Origin of the sequence: Prosthecobacter sp. (genome assembly GCF_029946185.1) — a bacterium.
GTDB lineage: Bacteria > Verrucomicrobiota > Verrucomicrobiia > Verrucomicrobiales > Verrucomicrobiaceae > Prosthecobacter.
Map to the genome: position 1 here is coordinate 1 of NZ_JAQSEA010000074.1, position 13,935 is coordinate 13,935.

The 13,935-nt window shown below is 59.6% G+C and carries 13 protein-coding genes; 7 read left to right on the plus strand and 6 right to left on the minus strand.

What is annotated here, in order from left to right; all coding sequences use genetic code 11:
• Positions 1–692: beta-ketoacyl synthase N-terminal-like domain-containing protein (locus PSV43_RS05445; RefSeq protein ID WP_300194523.1), on the minus strand; the 692-nt coding region annotated here is incomplete at its 3' end.
• Positions 693–772: 80 nt separating this feature from the next.
• Here PSV43_RS05445 and PSV43_RS05450 point away from each other — a divergent pair.
• From PSV43_RS05450 to PSV43_RS05460, 3 genes are all read left to right on the plus strand, one after another.
• Positions 773–1,990 carry an AMP-binding protein gene (locus tag PSV43_RS05450; RefSeq protein WP_300194524.1) on the plus strand — a complete coding sequence of 406 codons (1,218 nt, stop codon included), beginning with the start codon at positions 773–775 and terminating at the stop codon, positions 1,988–1,990.
• Positions 1,987–2,652: a class I SAM-dependent methyltransferase gene (locus PSV43_RS05455; RefSeq protein ID WP_300194525.1), complete on the plus strand. Its 666-nt coding sequence runs from the start codon at positions 1,987–1,989 to the stop codon at positions 2,650–2,652. The genes PSV43_RS05450 and PSV43_RS05455 overlap by 4 nt, the downstream gene beginning before the upstream one ends.
• A 144-nt stretch (positions 2,653–2,796) precedes the next feature.
• Entirely contained in the window at positions 2,797–3,216 is a 420-nt protein-coding gene (locus PSV43_RS05460) for a hypothetical protein (RefSeq protein WP_300194526.1), read from the plus strand.
• 419 nt (positions 3,217–3,635) lie between these two features.
• Here the strand turns inward: PSV43_RS05460 and PSV43_RS05465 are convergent, their stop codons facing one another.
• Positions 3,636–4,460, minus strand: a complete 825-nt coding sequence (locus tag PSV43_RS05465) for a polysaccharide deacetylase family protein (protein WP_300194527.1) — start codon at positions 4,458–4,460, stop codon at positions 3,636–3,638.
• Complete coding sequence (locus PSV43_RS05470; protein ID WP_300194528.1) at positions 4,457–5,383, minus strand: hypothetical protein; 927 nt, start codon at positions 5,381–5,383, stop codon at positions 4,457–4,459. Before PSV43_RS05470 ends, PSV43_RS05465 begins: the two co-directional genes overlap by 4 nt.
• A gap of 89 nt (positions 5,384–5,472) precedes the next feature.
• On the opposite strand from PSV43_RS05470, the gene PSV43_RS05475 reads away from it, so the two are divergent.
• Positions 5,473–7,023, plus strand: coding sequence for a tryptophan 7-halogenase (locus PSV43_RS05475; protein ID WP_300194529.1), 1,551 nt, complete (start codon positions 5,473–5,475; stop codon positions 7,021–7,023).
• A gap of 214 nt (positions 7,024–7,237) precedes the next feature.
• Here the strand turns inward: PSV43_RS05475 and PSV43_RS05480 are convergent, their stop codons facing one another.
• Positions 7,238–7,993: a phosphodiester glycosidase family protein gene (locus PSV43_RS05480; RefSeq protein ID WP_300194530.1), complete on the minus strand. Its 756-nt coding sequence runs from the start codon at positions 7,991–7,993 to the stop codon at positions 7,238–7,240.
• A 76-nt stretch (positions 7,994–8,069) separates the two neighbouring features.
• Between PSV43_RS05480 and aroC the strand changes: the two genes are divergently transcribed.
• Together aroC and PSV43_RS05490 are read left to right on the plus strand one after the other, a co-directional pair.
• Entirely contained in the window at positions 8,070–9,155 is a 1,086-nt protein-coding gene (gene aroC / locus PSV43_RS05485) for a chorismate synthase (RefSeq protein WP_300194531.1), read from the plus strand.
• Between the two features lie 4 nt (positions 9,156–9,159).
• The gene (locus PSV43_RS05490) at positions 9,160–9,855 is read left to right on the plus strand and encodes a hypothetical protein (RefSeq protein ID WP_300194532.1); all 696 of its coding nucleotides are present in this window, start codon (positions 9,160–9,162) and stop codon (positions 9,853–9,855) included.
• 111 nt (positions 9,856–9,966) lie between these two features.
• Here PSV43_RS05490 and PSV43_RS05495 read toward each other — a convergent pair whose 3' ends face one another.
• Positions 9,967–11,424 carry a C39 family peptidase gene (locus PSV43_RS05495; RefSeq protein WP_300194533.1) on the minus strand — a complete coding sequence of 486 codons (1,458 nt, stop codon included), beginning with the start codon at positions 11,422–11,424 and terminating at the stop codon, positions 9,967–9,969.
• A gap of 55 nt (positions 11,425–11,479) precedes the next feature.
• Positions 11,480–12,814 carry a glucose-1-phosphate adenylyltransferase gene (locus tag PSV43_RS05500; protein ID WP_300194534.1) on the minus strand — a complete coding sequence of 445 codons (1,335 nt, stop codon included), beginning with the start codon at positions 12,812–12,814 and terminating at the stop codon, positions 11,480–11,482.
• A gap of 126 nt (positions 12,815–12,940) precedes the next feature.
• Between PSV43_RS05500 and PSV43_RS05505 the strand changes: the two genes are divergently transcribed.
• The gene (locus PSV43_RS05505) at positions 12,941–13,906 is read left to right on the plus strand and encodes a c-type cytochrome domain-containing protein (RefSeq protein WP_300194535.1); all 966 of its coding nucleotides are present in this window, start codon (positions 12,941–12,943) and stop codon (positions 13,904–13,906) included.
• The last annotated feature ends 29 nt before the right edge of the window (positions 13,907–13,935 follow it).

Genomic DNA, 13,935 nt, shown 5'->3' on the forward strand with positions numbered 1-13,935 from the left:
TCTCCCAGTGCGAGTCCGTCCCGCTGTGCGTCAAAGGGGCGGGGGATGCCGCTGGGTGCGAGCGCGTGCAGAGTATCAAACCCGGCAAACACGAGCCGTGCGAGGGCATCGTACCCTCCTGCGAGCACCCGTTTGGCCCGGCCGGAGCGGATCATCTCCGCGCCCCAACCTATGGCGTTGGCTCCGGAGGCGCAGGCATTGGAAACGATGATGACCGGCCCGCGCCAGCCGAACTCGGCGGCGAGACTGCTCATCTGGCGCTGCGGCTGGTAATGCTCTGCACGCGAAAGCTGTGCCGGGTCGCGGCCTGCATCATGATGCGCGTGTTCAAAATAGTCCTCGCCCAAAGACATCGCCCCGGCGGAGGTGCCGATGACCATCGCGTCGATGCCCTCCATGTCTTGCCGTCCGGCCTGCGCGAGCGCCTCCCGGATTGCCATGAGGAGCATGCGCGTGCCACGGTCAAAGAAGGTCTGCTTGTGGGCAGGGATGCGGTGGAAAAGGTTTTCTGTGGGCAGATCGACCACCCCGGCGGTTTTGGAGATGAATTCGCGGGTGTCGAAGAGTTCGACCGCCTTGAACGCGGTTCGGTCCGCCGCCAGCGACTGTTCATTGGCCTGCCAGCCTCTGCCTAAAGGCGAAACGATCCCGGCTCCGGTGATGGCGATGCTCTGGGGTAAAGGAAAAGACACTAGTGAAGACAGGATAAGATTCGTTGTGTGGAGGGTTGAACTGCTAACGCAAGTGTTCATTCTACCGCACGGCGCGGCCTATGGTTTACGCTTCGCCGCAAGGACTGCAAATGTTTGGTGAACGCTGGGATCGTATTGTGGCTGAGCGCGGAGCGCAGGCGGCTTTGTATCTTGCTGACGGACGTGCCACCACGTTCCGTGAGCTGGATGCGGAGGCGCGTGCCCTTAAGCCTGCCGGTGATCATGTGCTGGTACAGGGGGATGTGCCGCAGATTTTGCGCCAGTTGCTGGCCGGTTTTCTGCGCGAGGTGCCGGTACAACTGGTGGAAAAAGACCGCGCCCGCCGCGTTCCTGCCTCCCCGGTGCCGCCGGGCACGGCCCTGATCAAGCAGGCCGTCGGCGGTTCGGGAGTGCGCCGCTGCCAGTTTTTCACGTTTGATCAAATCGCTGCGGATGTGGACCGGCTGCATGAGGCGCTGGATCTCGGGGCACGCGGGGCAGGGGTGGCGGCGATTTCCTGCGCGCATTCCTTTGGCCTGACGATGACGGTGCTGCAAACCTTGTTCAACGGGGTGCCGACCTGCTTTGCGCCGCAGCCCTTTGCCCAGCCCTTGATGGAGGCGATGAAGCACCACCAACGGCTGTTTCTGCCAGGGGTTCCGGCCCTGTGGAAGGCCTGGCTGATGGGCGATGTCCGTTTTGATAATATCAGTCTTGCGATCTCCGCCGGATCTCCGCTCACGTCTGGCCTGGAGCGCATGGCGCTGGAACAGCACGGGCTGAAAATTAACAATCTGTACGGTACGAGTGAGTGCGGAGCGGTGTGCTGGGATGAGACGCCCGATCTGCGTGAGGATGGGCGTGCTCTCGGCACCCTGCTGCCCGGGGTGCAGGCGCAAACTGACGCTGAAGGGCGGCTGATCGTGACCAGCAGCTCTGTGGGTCTGGGGTATGATGAACAACTGCCGCAGGAGCAGTATGGAGATGGCGTGTTCACCACCAGCGATCAAATCGAGCAGCAGGGGAACCGCTTGTGGTTTCAGCAATGTGCGGGTGCTGGCATCAACGTGGCGGGCCGCAAGCTCAGCCCCGCCGAGATTGCGGAAAAAATCATGAGGGCATCCCAATTGGAGCATGTGAAAATCTATGGCACGCGGAGCCGTGACCCTGAACGCTGTCAGGACATCGTGGCGGAGTTTGACCTGCCGCAGGCTGAGATCAATGCTGCGTTCAAAATTACGGCCTGTTCATTGCTCGCACCTTGGGAAGTCCCGCGTAAATGGATCGGCAGATCATGAGTACTTCTTTGCCTTCCAGCGCCCTCAAACGAATCACCCGGCTTTGCCTCAAGCGCCGGGAGCGCTTCTACGCGGTGGCGAAACTGCGTTCCGATCCGGTTTATGCCGCTGTGACCAAGGAGCTGCTGGGCTCATCGCTGCCGGTGCTGGACATCGGCTGCGGCATCGGCCTGCTGGCGTTTTACCTGCGTGAGTCAGGCTTTGCACCTGCCATCGCTGGATTTGACTACGACGCGCAAAAAATCTCCTGTGCGCATGAGATGGTTTCGCTCAGTGACTGCCAAGGGCTCAGCTTCATGACCGGGGATGCACGCACAGGGCTCCCGGAATACAGTGGCCAGGTGGTGATCCTGGACATCCTGCAATTTTTCACCCGGGAGGAGCAGGAAGCGCTGCTGAGAGCGGCGGCATCCCGCGTGGCGCAGGGGGGGAAGCTCATCATTCGTTCCTGCCTGCAGAACGATTCCCTGCGCTTCCGCGTCACCGTGGCAGGAGACTGGCTGGCGCGGCTGACGAACTGGATGAAGGACGCACCTGTGTGCTACCCGGACCAAGCTTTGTTTGAGTCTGTGCTCGGTGCTGCCGGGCTGCGGGTGCGGGTGGGGCCGCTATGGGGCGGGACGCCGTTCAATAATCATCTCGTCGTCGCTGAACGCGAGTGAAAAGCTGTGTCTATCGCAACGAAATTCGTGTGATAGGACACATTCACTGCATTGAACTGGACATCCGGGCACGAACTGTGGACGATAACTCAGGGCAAGCAAAACCCACGCTGTTGTGCCTTATCCAACTGTTCTTTGAAGAAAATGAAGATCCCAATTCTCGCAATTCTTGTGACCGGATTTTGTGCCCTCGTCGCAGTGGCGCAATCCGAGGAGGCGCAACCTCGGAAGATTGATCAAAAGGAGTATTCACTGGGAGAAACCGATGCTCAGCGTGATCTGAAGCAGGGTAAGATTGTTTATGAGATCGTCGGGCAACCTAGCATGATTGACCAAGAGTTGACGCAGATTGCGTTGAAGGAATACGGGATTTCAGTGAAGTTCCACGGTTGCATGGCAGGTCCTCGAATCGATTACGACCAAGGCTACCTAGATACGGTCGTCGCTCATCTGAAGAAGAAGTTTTCGTTCGATCCAGTTCTTAAAGTCGAGCGTGATCTTCGAACGAAGAGCAGAGAACAGGACGGTGGAGGCAACTCCGCTGCGCTCCGTGCCTCACCTTGAACGTTCGCCCAACACAAAGCGCCTCCGTCATGGCACGATTTTTTGACTGCGTTCGCCGTGCGGCAGCGATCCTCCTTACTATAACCGGCCTTCGCATACTGCTCCACATTGTCTCGGCATTCAGGGACGTAGAGCATCATTCCAGCGTCGAAGCCTTTCTTCTTGTGCAGACCATTTCGCTACCATGCAGCCTCCTTGCAGCAGCATACCTCCTTGCATTTCACAGGTATCGCATGGCAGCCATGACAGTGCTGATACTGAGTTCACTTGCATGGCTTCCTTCAGTTCTTCGCCTTGTTCGTTGAAGAAATGATGCTCGGCGTTTGGCTGCACCGCCTCATTCAAATTCAGTCCGCTGACGCGTATGACCACCTCAAGCCGAAGTGTCCCCGAAGTTTAAGCCAGTTTTATGAGTGTCCTCAGTGTGCGGGTGGCTTCGTCGCCACCTCATCGTCGCCGAACGCGAGTGAGGCGGGCGGCGTGTCGCATTTCAGACCGCTGTTTTCGAGCAGGGAGGTCACTGACTGTGCGACTTCGATGGCCACGGGGGTGGCTTCGTGGATCAGGACGATGGCTCCGGGCTGCAAGCGGCGCGCAATGCGCTGCGTGATGGTGGGTACGTCTGTCTGCACGCCGTCAAATCCGCGCGCGCTCCACATCATCATCCGTAGGCCCAGCGCATGGGCGATGAGGGCGGTGAAGAGGTTGTGATGGCCGGCGGGCGGGCGGAAGAAGCGCGGTGGATGATCGGGGCAAATCGCCACCAGTGTCTCCTGACAGTCGGCGATCTCGCGCCACAACCGAGTCGGGTGCAGCAGCCAAAAGGTGCCGGCGGGATGCATCTGTGTGTGGTTGCCGATTTCGTGGCCGCGCGCGATGATTTCGCGTACGAGGTGTGGATGCTGTGCGGCATTTTTACCGACAAGAAAGAACAGCGCCTTGATTTGATGACGCTCAAGGAGGTCGAGAATCGCAGGCGTGTGCTGCGGGTGCGGGCCGTCATCAATGGTGAGGAGCACCTGGTTTCCAGCCTGTGGCAGTTGTTTGATCATGCGGCCAAACAGGGCGCAACGCGGTACCAGTGTGCCAATCATCAGGGTGGTCAGGACGGTGCAAAACAGCAGCAGGGCTGCCAGCGGCTGCTCGTGCCAGATCAGCCAGATCACCACCGGCAGCGGGGCGAGGGTCAGGGCGAAAAGAAAGTACGCGCGGCGCAGGGCGCATGCACGAGTCGCCGCATTCATGTCGGGTCGCGGGTGACGAGCGGTTCAAACACAAACCATTGGTCCCAGTGCTGCAAAAGAAAAGAATGCATCACCGGGAGCCAGGCGGCGCTGATCTCGGCGGCCTTGGTCTTGCTCCCGCCTGTGATGAAAGGTTTGCCAATTTCGATGCGGTAGGCCAAGCGGCCTCTGCGGGTGAGAAACACGGGGTAGCACGGCACGCCGGTCACCTCTGCGAGCACGAGCGGCCCGCGCGGGATCTTGTAAGTCACGCCGTCAATGCTGGCCTGCGTGGGGGTGACCTCGCCCAATACGCGGTCGCCCTGTACGCAGACGACTTCTCCGGCGAGGAGCAGGCGGCACAGCTCCATGCCGAGATGGCCGCCGGGTTCGTTGTAATGAACGTGCAGATTGGGCACGCGGCGCTCTTGTTCACAGAGTTCTTCCCCGCGCAGTTTTTGCAGCGATGCGGAGGCCTCCGGCATGCGGACGGTGTGGACGGGCCGGGTGAATTTGAGCGCGAACAGGCTGGCACCGATGTCGTAGTTTCCCGAGTGTACGGTGAAAATCAGGGCACCTCCCGGATGCTTTTCCAGATTTTCGAAGTCGCCTTCGCCGATGATCTCCCAGTCGATCTTGCGCCCAAAATGGAGGTACCAAAGCCGGTCGAGGTAAGTCCATGAAAACTGGAGGAACACCTGATATCCGGCCAGACAACTGGAGCCTTTGCCGGGAATGAGGGCGCTGAGATTGGCACGGATGGCCTCACGCTGCTTCACGGCCAGCAGATAAGCCAGTGCGGCCAAGGGATAGGTCATCAGGGTGAAAACCGGCGCGGGGACCCAGCGCATGAAAAACAAGATGGCCTGCGTCCAGAACGCATCATGAAGACCCAAGCGCGAGGGCGTGTTCGGCTCGTGGGTTGCAGAATCGGCGGACAGCATTATTTAAAGACGTACCATGGGATGGGTTGAGACGTTCTGTTTCGACCGTCACACCCCTTCCGACAACTGACTTTTTCAGCACCACACGCATGATTTCATCCAGCACCGATTACGACGTGGTCATCATGGGGGGGGCTTTTTCCGGCGCATCGACGGGAATGCTGCTCAAACGCGAGCACCCGGCCATGCGCATTCTCATTGTGGAACGCACGGTGCAGTTTGACCGCAAGGTGGGGGAAAGCACTTCGGAAGTGGCGGGCTGCTTCCTCACACGGGTGTTGCATCAGGGTGACCACCTGAGTGCGCACCACTATCAAAAACACGGCCTGCGCATGTGGTTTTGCAAGACGCCTGATGATGACGTAGGGGATCTCACTGAGATCGGGCCACGCTACCAGTCACGTCTGCCCACCTTCCAGCTTGACCGCGCCGTCCTGGACGAGCACCTGCTCAAGGAAGCCTGTGACTTCGGCTGCGAACTGCTGCGCCCGGCCACGATCAAAACGATCACGCTTTCGGAAGATGAGGCCCCGCACACGCTGGAAATCATGCCGCAGGAAGGGCAGATGCGCACGGTGACCACGCGCTGGCTGATCGACGCCTCCGGCAAGGCGGCCGTGCTTTCCAAGAAACTTGGGCTGCACCGTAGCATGGAGAGCGAGCACCCCACCTCGTCCATCTGGTGCCGATTCCGCAATGTGAACGGACTCGACAGCTACAAGAGCCGCAAGATGCACCCGAAGCTCATGGGAAAAGTGAGCGGCCTCCGCACCACGGCCACGAACCATCTTATGGGGCATGGCTGGTGGTGCTGGATCATCCCGCTTTCCGATGGCAGCTACAGTGCGGGCATCACTTGGGACCGGCGGTTTTTCACTCTGCCGGAGGGGCCGTCGCTCCTAGCCCGGCTGCAGGCGCATTTGATGACGCAGCCGATTGGCCGGCTCATGTTTGAAAATGCGGTGCCGGATGCCGATGACACCTTCTACTACAAGAACCTCGCCTATCGCTCCGAGCGCATCGCCGGCAACCGCTGGGTCATGGTGGGTGATGCCGCCGGGTTCATGGACCCCTTGTACAGCCACGGCCTGGACTACTGCGGCCATACAGTTTCTGCCGCGACCGATCTGGTGGAGAGGAACCTGGCGGGTGAAAACACGCAGGGGATCACCGACTACCTGAACACGGCCTACCCGCGCAGCTATCAACTGTGGTTCAATGCGCTGTACAAGGACAAATACTCCTACTTGGGCGACGCGGAGCTGGTGAACGCGACGTTTCTGCTCGACCTCTCCGCCTATTTTATCGGCCCGGTGCGGGGGGTGTATGACACTCCGGAGATCGAATGGAAACAGATGCCGTACGGTGGGCGTGCAGGTGAGGCTTTTGGCTGGTTCATGGCTTTCTACAACCGCCGCTTCGTACATCTCGCGGAGGTGCGGCGGCGCAAGGGCATCTACGGCCGCGCCAATAACGGGCACGTCTGGCTGCCGTTCATCAGCCTGTCTCCAGACCCCACCGCCTTGCGTCTGCTGTGGGCGGGGATCAAGGTCTGGATCAAGGCGGAGATCGTCACCTGGCTGGCACCGACTCCGGCCACCGCGCCGGTGATGATGGCGGAGAAGCCGGTGGAGGCGTGAGGGGTGGAGGAGTGCGAGTCTCTGAACTCGCGGCACTGCGCCTTGCCCCTGAGTTTTTTACCGCAGATTCAGGAAACCCACAGATTGTTTTCTGAAGCTAATCTGCGGGTTTCCTGAATCTGTGGGAGAAACAAAGTTCCGCTTGGATTCCTTTGAGCAACATGACCGTGCTTGCTGTGGACTCAAGGGTCCAAGCTTAGTAGGAATCGGAAACTCACTCAGTCACAAAAAACATCCCCGCGAAGGTGTTCGGGGTGAACTTGGCGTCGGGTTTCGGATCGACGAGCATGTTGGAGATGTCGCCGTCGAGGTAGAGGGCGTCTTCACAGCCGAGGTGCTGGAAGAAGCGGGTGAACTGGTGGAAGGTCACACGGCCTTTCGTGGCGTCCTCGCGGTCGCTCATGGCGAAGATGATCTGGCCGTCTTTCTTGCGCACGCCTACGGCATTGCGCAGGCGTTTGTTGGGTGAGTTTACTTGGAAGGCGGGATGGATCACGCCCTGGCGCATCATTAGAGGGCCGGATTGGGTGGCGAGTCGCGGTTTGAGGCCGCTTTGGGCAAATTCCGCTGCTTCCATCACACCGGGGCCGGTCGCGTCGTCGAGGTAGAAGATGCCGTTGGGCTTGAGGAAGAAGTTGCCTTCACCCGGGCGCAGATTCAGCGGCACCAGTTCCTTGCCGGCGCAGATGGTCAGGCCGCAGGGTTTCGGGCCGCGTTCGTAGATTCCGGCGTTGGTGGCGAAGATGATCCGCTTGCTGCGCGTGGCGAGTTGCTGGCGCAGGCCGTTGAAATCTCCCAAGGGTTTGCCGTTTTCACCCAACCAGGCGAGTTGCAGGCGGGACCCGTCGGCCTTGTCCACCCGGTAGAGGTGGTAGCGCCCGCCTTCGTAATCCACGGTCTCCGCGCCGTGCAGGTGCGAAGTGAGGGTGGCACAGCCGAAAAGTGTGAGCAGCCAGCGGGGAAGGGTCATGTGAGCATGGTTGCGAGTTCAGGTCATTGCACAACCGTCTTGAACGCGGGCCGGATTGCCGCATGATGACCCCCACATGTCTAGCAGTCTCGGCACTCTTTTCCACATCAGCACCTGGGGTGAATCCCATGGCATCGGCGTTGGCGTCGTCATTGACGGCTGCCCGCCACGCATCCCCCTCACGGTGGAGGACATTCAGGCCGAACTCGACCGCCGTCGTCCTGGCCAGAGCAAGATCGTCACGCCTCGCAAGGAGGACGACAAAGCGGAAATTCTTTCAGGGGTGCTCGATGGCCTCACGCTCGGCACGCCCATTGGCATTCTGGTCCGCAACACGGATCAGCGCCCCTCTGCCTACACGGAGATGCAGCAGGCCTATCGACCCAGCCACGCGGATTACACTTATGATGCCAAGTACGGCATCCGCGCCGTGTCTGGCGGTGGCCGGTCCAGCGCCCGTGAAACGATTGGCCGTGTGGCCGCCGGTGCCATCGCGCGCAAGGTGCTGCAGCACTCGCTCAGCGGTTACGAATGCCTGGCCTACGTGAAGACGGTACAGAACATTGAAGCGAAAGTGCCTGTGGGGGCAGAGCTGACTTCGGCGGTGATTGAATCCAACATCGTTCGTACCTGCGACCCCGTCGTGGCGGAAAAAATGATCGAGCTGATTGAGCGCATCCGCAGCGAAGGCAACAGCGTCGGCGGTGTGATCGAGTGCGTCGTGCGCGGCGTGCCGCCCGGTTTGGGTGAGCCGGTGCTCGACAAGCTGGAGGCCGATCTCGCCAAGGCGATGATGAGCCTGCCGGCAACGAAGGGTTTTGAAATCGGCAGCGGTTTCGCAGGCACCCAAATGACGGGCTTGGAGCATAACGACGAATTCTACATGGACGGCGAGAAAGTCCGCACCCGCACCAACCGCAGCGGCGGCATTCAGGGCGGCATCAGCAATGGGGAGGAGATCGTCTTTCGTGTCGCTTTCAAACCCACCGCTACCGTGCTGCGGGAGCAGAAGACCGTGACCAACACCGGAGAAGATACGACCTTGTCCGCGCGCGGTCGTCACGATGCCTGCGTGCTGCCACGCGCCGTGCCGATGGTGGAGGCGATGGTGCATCTCGTGCTGGTAGACCATTTCCTGCGCCAGCGCGCGATGAGGGGGTGATGTGATGCGGTGGTTCCTGCTGCTTGGATTGACGATCTGCTGCATGGCGCAGGCGTCGCGTCCGCCGCCGGTCATTCCGCTTGGCACTTCACCCAAGGAAGTGGAGATTTACACTGAGTCCCACGTTGACGCCCGCTTCACGTCCGCAGATGCAATTTTGATTGGAGTGGTGACTTCGTCCACCTCTCAAGTCCGCCAGTCTCCTGCTGAGATCCTGCTGGAAGAGACCTGCACTCTGCGCATCGAAGCGATGTATGGCAGGATGGCTGATCTGGCGGGCGCTACGAGCGTCAGATTTCACACCAGCGATGAACACGACAAGTATCAGCAACTGGAGCCAGATTGGGGAACCTACCGTCACCTTAAGGAAGGACAAAGGGTAGTGGCCTTGCTCAATGATCGAGACGGGCCCGAAATCCACGTTCGTGGGCTTATCATGATCCATGAAGATACCAAAACCCTGCCGGACATCCTGCGGCGTACGGGCTGGGACGCCAGTCGCTTTAATTCGGCGGACCTTGCCGTCTTGAATGTGGCCAGTCCACTTTTTCACAGTGAGGTGGTCGTGCTCGCTGATGGGATGGCCAGTTTGAAGAGCGACGAAGCTGCCTTCCTGAACAGGCTGGTGGGCGTTTGCATGGTCATCTTCTTTGGCGTCATTCTCTGTGCCAATTACGCCCGGCATCAATGGCATTGCTGAAGTGATCTGCTCGCCGTGACGATGGAGGAACAATAACTGCCATTGGGTCGTGGCCTGGCCGTAGAGCGCTTTTTCCAGAACGAGCTGAAGCTCTTGAGTACTTTTGGCCGCTCAGAAACCCACGACGTAGAAACGCTGCTGGGAGACCTGCTCGGCTTCGGGGAGGGTGATCCAGCGTTCTTTGTAGCGTTCACCCCAACTGTCGCTGAAGGCGATTTCGTTGGTGTCTTTGTTGTAGCCGATGATGAGGACGATATGACCCGATTCTCTGTCCTTGGGCAGTGAGTTGTTGGCGGATTCTCCGGTGACCTTGGTCTTCCAGGCGGCCCATTCGGTGACGGTCTTGCGCTCTTTGGTGCGCTTGTTGGCGGTTTCGTTGAACTTGTCCGTGCTGTAGAGGCACCACATGAGCGGCACGCCTTTGTCGATGTATTTGGCGATTTCCTTGAGCTTGAATTCTCCCTGCCAGGCGTCAAAGGAGCGGCGCTTGTTGCGGATCTGGGGGGCCATGCCTTCGAGCAGGGTGGACACGCTGGTGCCGCCGCCAAAGTTGGTCTCACCGGCGTTGGCAAGGATGTACATGTCCGCCGGGACTCCGAGGTAGCGCATGGCGCGCTCGGCGGTGGCGGGGGCGCAGTAGCCTTTGGGGCCTTGGTCCACCATGGGAATGTCGCCGATGACGACATCGCCGTTCGCACGCTTTTCGAGGTTGGCCAGCGCTTGGGCGCGGATCACCTTGTCGGTGGTGTCTTCCACTTTGCCGCCGGCATCGGCGAAAGCGGTGGTGACGATTTGCACGCCGACGTATTCACCGGGAGCCTCGGCCAGAAGGATGGAATGACCGCGCCAGTCCCAGCGCTGCACGGTGAGACGACCAATTTTATTTGAGCCTTCACCAAAGCGTTCCTTCTGGGGCTCACCGAGCTTTTTGGTGAGCGCTCCCGCGATTGCGGCCAGGTCCTTGTCCATGGCGGTTTTCACGATTTTGGCCGCTTCGGCAGGCGGGGTGTCTTTGTCGAAGTGCATCTCACCGCTGCCTTTGGCGCTGAAGAGGTCGCCCTTGTTGGCAAAGACGAGGGAGAAGTTGGTCACCTTGTCGTTTTCCGCATACATCGCCACGGAGTAGGGATGCGCGCCGAACATCTGGTAGTCGTCCTTGGTGTAGGCGCGGTAGCTGCTGGCGGTCTTGGTCTTGGACTCCTGGGGGATTTTCAGCTTGGCGGCGATGGCCTCGGCGGAGGAGGTGAAGAGCGGAGCCTCGTCAAACATGGGCTGGCCGACAGCTTCGTTTACCGAGGCGGGCTCCATTTTGTCATTGGGGCCGGGCTTGAAGGTGTATTTGGGGGTGTTGATGTACTGCTGATCGGCAGCGGAGAGGGAAGTGATGGCAAGCGGGAACCTCTGGCCGTTCGCCAGTTCGAGGGTCACGGTTGGCCCGCTGACAGAGACGAGCTTTGCCTGCACGGCCCTGCCCTGGGCATTGGTAAAAGTACGGAACTCGGAAGTCTGCGCGAACGCGGTGGCAAGGGAAAGACCCAGCGCTAGAACTACATTGGCGGCATGTTTCATGGCGACGGTTTTAACGCATCCGCCGCCATGAGTGTTAGTCTTTTTTTGGCGCGGCTCAGATCCAAGTCCCGGAGGGGATGATGGCGTCTTTCGGGATGCAGATGATGCCGTCGCGAATGTAGAAGTTTTCGCCGTCCATGTTGTCCGGCTTGCCTTCGGGGGTGATGACGACGTTGTCACCGATGTGGACGTTTTTGTCGATGATGGCGCGTTCGATGCGGCAGTTGCGGCCGATGCCGGGAGGTGGGCGGTTCGGATCTGTGCCGACGGCTCCTGCGTAGTAGTCCGCCCCCATGATGATGCAGTCACGGATGGTGGTGCCGGGCTCGATCTTGGCGCGCAGGCCGATGACGGCGGTCTCAATGTGGGCGTCGGTGAGCACGCTGCCGTCGGCGATCAGGGCGCCGCGGATGGTGGCGCCGTTGATCTTGGTGGCTGGGAGGAAGCGGGCGTGGGTGAAGATGGGCGCGGAGCTTTCAAAGAAGTCGAACTGCGGCACCAGACGGCAGAGGTCGAGGTTGGCGTCGAAGAAGTTGCGGATGGTCCCGATGTCCTCCCAGTAGCCCTGAAAGTTGAAGTTGAAGACGCGTTTGTTTTTGATCGCATTCGGGATGATGTGCTTGCCGAAGTCGTTGAGCGTGTTGTCGAGACAATCGATGAGCACGTCACGATGAAACAGATAGATGCCCATGGAGGCCTGGAAGCGGGCTTCCGTCGGTTCGATGCCCAGCGACTTCAACGTGGTGGGAGGGATGCGCAGCTTTTCGAGCACCTGGGGATCCTTGGGCTTCTCGACAAATTCATAGATCTGGCCTTCTTCATCGGAATGCATGATGCCAAATGAAGTGGCGGCCTCGGCATCGACAGGGATCGTTGCGATGGTGATGTCAGCATTGGTGGCGATGTGCTGGCGCATGATCGTACGGTAGTCCATGCGGTAAAGCTGGTCACCGCTGAGGATCAGGAAGTAGTCGTAGTCGCCTTCGAGGAAGTAGCGCAGGTTCTGCCGCACAGCATCGGCGGTGCCCTGGTACCAGCGCTCGCCTTCGGGGGTCTGCTGGGCTGCGAGCACCTCGACAAAGCCGCGGGTGAACTGGTCAAAGCGGTAGGTGCGGGCAAGATGGCGGTTCAGCGAGGCGCTGTTGTACTGGGTGAGCACATAGACCTGACGCAGGCCGGAGTTGATGCAGTTGCTGATCGGGATATCAACGATGCGGTACTTGCCGGCGAGCGGGACGGCGGGCTTGGCCCGGTTTTCAGTCAGCGGAAAAAGCCGCGTGCCTGCCCCACCACCCATGACGATGGCCAGAGTATTGCGGCGGAGCAGCGTGTCTGCTTCGATCTGGACTTTGGAGGATGACGGTGCCGGCAGAGTGGGTGGTGTGCTCATTGTCCTAAGTTGGTTGTCATTAATTCTCTGAAACAAGGGGAACAAGCAAGCGTTATCCCTCCTACCTAAATTTCGCGGGCAGGTATGCCACGCAATCCTTTTAGTTTATTACCTTTATCCCACCTCATGTCCACCACGGCGTTTCGTTTCCCCTTCATTATCAGTGTTTACCTGATGACGTCCTCAGCCTACTCGGCGGTCAACTTCGAAAAGGACCTGCTGCCTGCCATTACTAAGAAGTGCATGGACTGCCACAAGGCCACGCATGTGCAAAACGGCCAGAAAAAGGAGCCCAAGGCCGGGCTGCGGCTGGACGCCTCCTGGGCCATCCTGAAAGGCAGTGAAAACGGCCCGGTGCTCACCCCTGGTGCGCCGGATAAAAGCGCCATCTATGAGTCCGTCACGCTGCCAAAGGACGACGACGCCCACATGCCCTCCAAGGGCGAAGATTTGACCAAGGAAGAGATCGCCCTGCTCAAGACGTGGATTGAGGAGGGTGCCAACTTCGGCGGCTGGGTCGGCAGCGTGGAGGGGATGCCCGCCGGTGCGATGACGGAGTCTACCAAGCCCTACACCCCCCGCGCGCGTGATCTGTTCTACGCCGCTCTTGAGAAAGAGGTGAAACCGCTCTCGGACGAGGTGCTGGCCAAGGCCAAGGCCGCCGGTGCCCAGGTCTCTTCGGTGAAGGTAGACAGCCCGCTGGTGCGGGTCGATTTCCTCACGGGTGTCTCGAAGTGCGATGACGCCAAGGTTGCCGAAATTCTGCCCCTTAAGGAAAATATCGTGCAGCTTGATCTGGGACGCACCATCATCACGGACGCCGCATTGAAGACCATCGCGCAGCTTCCGCGCCTGGTCTCGCTGGATCTGCGCCAGACGAAAATCACCGACGCCGGCCTCGAATCACTCATGGGTTTGAAAAAAATCGAGTCGATCAATCTTTACGGCACCGAGATCACGGATGCCGGACTGATGCATCTGGCAAAGCTCAAAAGTCTCAAAAATGTCCATCTCTGGCAGTCCAAGGCCACCAAGCCAGGCGTAAAACAGCTCGCTGCCGCCATACCCGGTCTCAAAGTAAGCATCGAATAACCCCGTCCAGTCGTTTCCCCAATACCGTA